Below are 4,387 nucleotides of genomic sequence, written 5' to 3'. Positions count from 1 at the left end.
GGGGGGAGAATCTGGAACGGGCGATTGCGGCATACGAGGCAGCGTTAGAAGTAAGAACCCGCACCGCCTATCCGGAAGATTGGGCGATGACGCAAAATAATCTGGGTGAAGCCTATCGCAACCGCATCCGGGGAGAGCGGCGGGAGAATCTGGAACGGGCGATTCGCTGTTATCGCCATGCCCTGGAAATCAGAACCCCGACAGGGTTTCCCCTCGATTGCCTGCAAACCGGGCGCAACTTGGGCCACTTGGGATATGAGGAAGGATGGTGGGAAATTGCCAGTGAAGGTTATACCCTAGCCATCGAAGCGGTGGAACAAAGTTGCGAATGGGTGGAGTCGGCGCAACGCCGGCAGCAATTAATCGCGGATGCCTTGGATGTGTATGAACGTATGGTAGATGCCTGCATTCGCGTCGGGCGGTTGGACCTCGCCCTGATGACGGTGGAACGGAGTAAATCCCGCACCCTGGTGCAAATGATGGCGGATGCGGACCTAGAACCGAAAACTGGCAGTGAGGAACAACGGCAACAACTGCGGGAGGTGCGTCGCCAACTCGCCATTCTCGCCCAACTGCTGGATAGCGAGTCTCCCACCGGCGAGACGGGAACTCCGCCAACGGATACCCGGTCCGCTGCTTTTCCGGCGGCGCAGTCTTCCCCAGGGGCGGGGAATCTCACCCTGGCTCAACAGCGCCAACAATTACTCCAGCAACGGGATAGTCTGCTAGAGGCGATAAACGACCCGCAGTTTACGCTCACCCAGCGCGTCACTCCCATTTCTCTGGGGGAGATTCAATCTCTCCTAGACGAGAAGACGGCGATTGTGGAATGGTATATCGGCACTCGCGCGAATTCCGGGTGGCAAACCTTTATCATCACCCGGGGGGATATCCGGGTGGAAACCTTCCCCCCAGAGGAACGAGACATCCTGCGCCAGTGGAGTGACGAGTATCTCCGGGAGTACGATCGCATCCGCCAGGGGGAAAGCCTCACCGAACGACAGCAGCGGCAAAAAGCATGGCAAGAGAGTCTCGCCCCCCGCCTGCAGCGCCTGGGGGAAATCCTGCGAATCGAGGAGATTTTGGCGAAAGTTCCCGGCAAGTGCGACAAGCTGATTCTGGTTCCCCATCGGTTCTTGCATGTATTTCCCCTGCATGCAGTGCCCGGATGTCCCCCGGGGGATAGTCGGGAGAAACGTCCCCTGATGGATATCTTCGCGCGAGGGGTGAGTTACGTTCCCAGTTGCCAACTGCTGCAACGCCTGCACCAGCGCCCCCCCGCTACCCCCAGGGAACCGTTATCCTTGTTTGCGGTACAAAATCCCACGGACAATTTGCCCTATGCGGATCGGGAAGTGGAACAAATCGCCGAACCCTTGCGCCCGAATACCTATATTTTGCGCCATCGCGACGCGACCAAAACTGCCCTGTCTGCGCCGACAACCCTAGCGAGACTGCAGCAAAGCGAATCCCTGCATTTCGCCTGTCACGGCAGTTTCAATCCGGCGAATCCCCTCTATTCGGCGTTAATTTTATCCCCCAGCGCCGCCCCTGCAGCAGTTCCGGAGACGCCGCCGGAACAGCGCTACCTCACGATGCGCGACGGGCGGCGGGTGGATACGGCCCTGCAAGGTCTCACTCTGACGGAGATTTTCGCGAATTTAGACATACCTTGCTGTCGGATTGTGGTGCTTTCTGCCTGCGAAACCGGGTTGGTAGATTCCAGTCAGGTGGTGGATGAATATATCGGGTTGCCCATTGCGTTTTTATATGCGGGGAGTGCTACGGTGATTAGCAGTTTGTGGTCGGTGGATGACTTTGCCACGGCGTTTTTAATGGTGCGCTTTTACCGCAATTTCCACCGGGGCACTCAGTCTGCGGTGGAGGCATTGCAAGGGGCACAAACCTGGTTGCGTAGCGTGTCGCGAGAGGAGTTTGTGCGCTGGTTGCGGGAGGATGTGCGAGCGCCGGAGAAGTTGTGTCAAAATTGCCGGACGCGATTGCGTCGTCGCTATCCGGATCCGCCGTTTGCTGGGTGGCATTCTTGGGCGGCTTTTGGCTGTATTGGATTGTGATAGTGAGGGGGTGGGGTTGAGGTGGGCAAAAGGGCATTTTTCCCCAGAGCGATTTAGGCGAAATTAATGCTACAATAGCATATAAATGACCTGCTTTGCAACTGAACCCTGGAGGAACGGCGATGAATGACAATTACGAAGCCTTAATCGATTTCGTGACTTTGCTACAGCAAGAACGGAAAAGCCCCAGTGGGGAGTTATTTGGACAAAATGGGGAGTATTTAATCCCGCTGCGGAACCAGTTGGCAAGTGCAGAGGATGACGAGAACGAATTGGCGGAGATTATTTTAGATTGGGCGGAAGGCTATCCGGAAATTGAAGCCCGATTGAATGATACTGACTGGATACAAGTGCGCTGCGATATGCTGGAAGCGGGAAAAGAACCGCCGCCGAAAGACCCCACCGCCGATCGCGATCGGGTTTCCAACAAAATGATGGTTGCCGAAATCGATAAAACCCGGGAAAGCACTCAATCTCAATCGAGCTAAAAAATTCAGGTAAAATCATCTCCTAGCTTGCTTTGGATGCAGCTAGTTGGCTATTTCACTCATTCCCCCCTAACTTCCTTTCCCATGTCCAACCCCCTCGAGTTCGTTTATGCGTTGAATATCGATTTATTTGCGTTCAAACTGCAAAAAGGTTTGAGCGTAAAATTAAAACCGTTCGAGAATTCGCCGCAAGTGGTGGCGAAACAATACGACCCGATTTTAAAGAAACTGGAACGGCATTTCGATTTTACCACAAATCCGCCGCAATTACGGGCAGACAATCTGAATGCAGAAAGCATTGAACTCTTAAAAAAGACCGATTTCAAAAATCGGCAACTTCGCTGGTGGGAAAGTTCAGAACGCAATCCCAATGGCACAAAACCGCGTTATAAATTTTTGCTCTATCCGCAACGGATTAACGATAGTTATGCGCTGATGCTGAGTTTATTTCGTCCCCAAGAAAAGGGGCGCGATAAGGTGTCGGTGAAGGAATTTCCGGCGTTTTTCCCCCAGGATTTTATCCTCAACGATGACAGGGCGGACTTTTTAGGACAAACGTTACTGGTAAGGACATTTTTACCGGAAACGATTCCGCCAACCCCGGAGGCGATGCGCCCGATCGCCGATGAATTGCGCCACCAACTGTTCGGGGATTTTTGCCCACAATTTTATCAGCAGCAGGAATTTTTGGGCAGCTATATTTTTGACTATGGCAACCCGAAAAAACAGCGCGATCGCATTTTGATTTTGTTCTACCTGCGCGAAACCACTTCGCAAAAGCTACAATCGATTTATTTTCAGTTACCGGAATTATTTTTAGCTTACCATAAAATCGCTCATACCTATCAACTGAGTCGGAAAACCTACGCCACCTGCGAGGAGTTGATTCGCACTCAAATCGAAACCGAATTGCAAACCGCGATCGCCCGAGATGTGGCGAGCAAATCCCTCAGCGATCGCGAATTGGAAACCCTGAAAGAAGACCTGAAAAAATTAATGGCCGTTGCGCCGAAATATGCGCTACAATTGAGGAATTTAGAATATACCCTCAATACGGTTCAAATTCAAATCGGCAACTACAATCGCCTGCTGGACACCCTGCGATCGCAAACCAACAACTCCCTGGACTTTTTCGCGAATTTTTCGCAAAAAGAATGTCCAACCTTGCTCTCCCAAATCCAAGCGGATTTAAACTATTTAAAACCCGCCTCCAACTTATTAGCACAGGCGATCGCCAGTATCCGAGGCATTGTAGAAATCGAACAGGTGCAACAGGATCGCCTGAACGCCGAAAGCGAGAAACAGCGCGATCGGCAACTGGAACTGGTTGTCACCCTGGTTGGTGTGGGCATTGGCATTTCCGGCGTTATCGCCAGCAGCTTATCCTATTACATGCAACCCCCCGATCCGCCACCGCCCCTGCAACTGTATCCCTGGACCGATACGCCCCATCCCATGACCCTGGCGATCGGGATTAGTGTGAGCCTCGGATTGTGCGCCGCCCTGATTGTGTGGGGAATTATCCGGGGATGGAATGCGATCGGGGCCAAATTCAAGACTCCAGGACCCGGCGGGGACTCAAAGTCCCCGCCTCATCGCTAAAGTCGGTTAAAAACCGACTCGGAACTTTACAGTGAAAGCATTTACGATTGAGTGTTTGCACTATTCTCATCTAGCTTTGTAGACTCCACGAGTCGGTGGAGATTTTGCCGACTCGTGGGGTTTGTTGTTTGTATGAGATATTTTATGTGGTTATTGTGAGGTGTTCGGCGCTCCCTGTGGAGGCAGAGCCTCCGCAGAGGCGTTCCCAGGCTGAGCCGGGGA

At 52.8% G+C, this 4,387-nt stretch carries 3 protein-coding genes; all 3 read left to right on the top strand.

Annotated elements, in window-relative coordinates; all coding sequences use genetic code 11:
• Positions 1-2,075 (top strand): CHAT domain-containing protein (locus tag AC0QH1_RS01015; protein WP_324628868.1); only part of this gene is annotated, 2,075 nt, incomplete at its 5' end.
• 122 nt (positions 2,076-2,197) lie between these two features.
• The gene (locus tag AC0QH1_RS01010) at positions 2,198-2,563 is read left to right on the top strand and encodes a hypothetical protein (RefSeq protein ID WP_324628866.1); all 366 of its coding nucleotides are present in this window, start codon (positions 2,198-2,200) and stop codon (positions 2,561-2,563) included.
• An 84-nt stretch (positions 2,564-2,647) separates the two neighbouring features.
• The gene (locus AC0QH1_RS01005; RefSeq protein WP_324628865.1) at positions 2,648-4,165 is read left to right on the top strand and encodes a hypothetical protein; all 1,518 of its coding nucleotides are present in this window, start codon (positions 2,648-2,650) and stop codon (positions 4,163-4,165) included.
• Positions 4,166-4,387 lie beyond the last annotated feature (222 nt).

It is taken from the genome of Phormidium sp. CCY1219 (assembly GCF_055795085.1).
Note: the sequence above shows the minus strand (reverse complement) of the source record. Positions and strands in the feature narration are given on the sequence as shown.